Source organism: Microbacterium sp. Bi128, assembly GCF_918698205.1.
The window spans coordinates 1-1,188 of record NZ_CAKKMM010001511.1 but is presented as its reverse complement, the minus strand read 5'-3'; the positions used below and the strand labels follow the sequence as shown (position 1 = coordinate 1,188).

The 1,188-nt window shown below is 66.6% G+C and carries 2 protein-coding genes; one reads left to right on the top strand and one right to left on the bottom strand.

The annotated features are described in order from the left end of the window. A partial coding sequence (locus tag LQV45_RS34120) for a DUF2469 family protein (RefSeq protein WP_230012285.1) occupies positions 1–152 on the top strand: 152 nt, incomplete at its 5' end. Between the two features lie 10 nt (positions 153–162). Here the strand turns inward: LQV45_RS34120 and LQV45_RS34115 are convergent. Beyond that, positions 163–981, bottom strand: a complete 819-nt coding sequence (locus tag LQV45_RS34115; RefSeq protein WP_230012282.1) for a transglycosylase domain-containing protein — start codon at positions 979–981, stop codon at positions 163–165. Between the last annotated feature and the right edge of the window lie 207 nt (positions 982–1,188).

Below are 1,188 nucleotides of genomic sequence, written 5' to 3'. Positions count from 1 at the left end.
TGACCCTGCAGGACGCCTGGGTGTGGGATGTCTACCGCTCCGCCCGGTTCGTCAAGAGCGTCCGCGTCATCACGTTCAAGGACGTCAACGTCGAGGAACTGCCCCGCAGCGAGGAACTCGCCCTGCCCAAGGTCGAGGACCTGGGCAACTGACCTTCGTTTCCTAGCCCCTGAGTGGCGCAGGGTTTCCGTTGCGGTCCAGGGCAATGCCCTGCTGCCGCAGCAGGTCCAGCACACTCTCCGGATACGAACCGCAGCCATCCGTGTTCGCGGATCCCCGCTCGGCCGCGTGGTCGGACGCTGTGTCGCCGATGCCGATGGTTGCGACGGTCGCCTTCCATCCGCCGAGCACCTCGATCTGCTTGGGGACCCACACGTTGGCCGCACCGTTGACGTAGTCCCACACTTTGGGGTGGACCCCCGGGCCGAGGTAGATGCCGCCTTCCGCCGCCCGGGTGACGAGTGTGGGCAGTGGCAGGACCCCCATCAATTGCGCAGCCTGATACTCGGACATGTTCCACGGGGGTTCGTCGAAGTAGTACCAGCTCGCCGCGCAGATGCCGTAGAGCTTCGGGCCGAACTGCGCGTAGTTCAGATACAGCTCCATGATCCGTTGCGGGGTCAGGGTGAGGCTGAACTCGGTTGCAAGCCCGGCCTCCAGCCCCTTCCTCAGGGCATTCGCATCAGGCCACAGGAAGATGTTCTTGACCAGCTGCTGCGGGACCGTGGAACCGCTTGGGTCATCCTTGCCCTGCAGGTAGGCGACGGCCCTGTCCCGGAAATCATCGACGGAGAACGCGCCAACACGCGTTCCCAGTTGTTGGTCCTCGTGGGCGACGGCCGCGGCGATGACATAGCGGCTGATGTGGTTCAGGGACACGTACTGGTAGGCGATCGGGCCGCCGGTCTGCAGCATGTAGGCAGTGCGCGGGGGAGCGAACCAGATGAAGGAGACGGCGGCCAGCTCCGTGATGACCACCATGGCGAGGGCGAACTTGAAGATCCTGGCGAGCAGCCGCCGGATCCGGTGCGTGCGTCTTCCCGCCGGAGCCGCCGGCTCAGGCTCTGGCGTCGGCTGGCGCTCTGGCGCGGGGGCAGGCTCGGGCTCAGGCCGCGCTGGCACGGGCCGATTGGGGGCAGGCTGCCAATCCGGCTCGCGGGGCGGATCTGCTTCCGTGGGCCGGCGTGT

Coding starts and splice junctions, on each gene's coding strand:
- LQV45_RS34115 (WP_230012282.1), bottom strand. CDS start 981: ATGGTGGTCATCACGGAGCTGGCCGCCGTCTCCTTCATCTGGTTCGCT.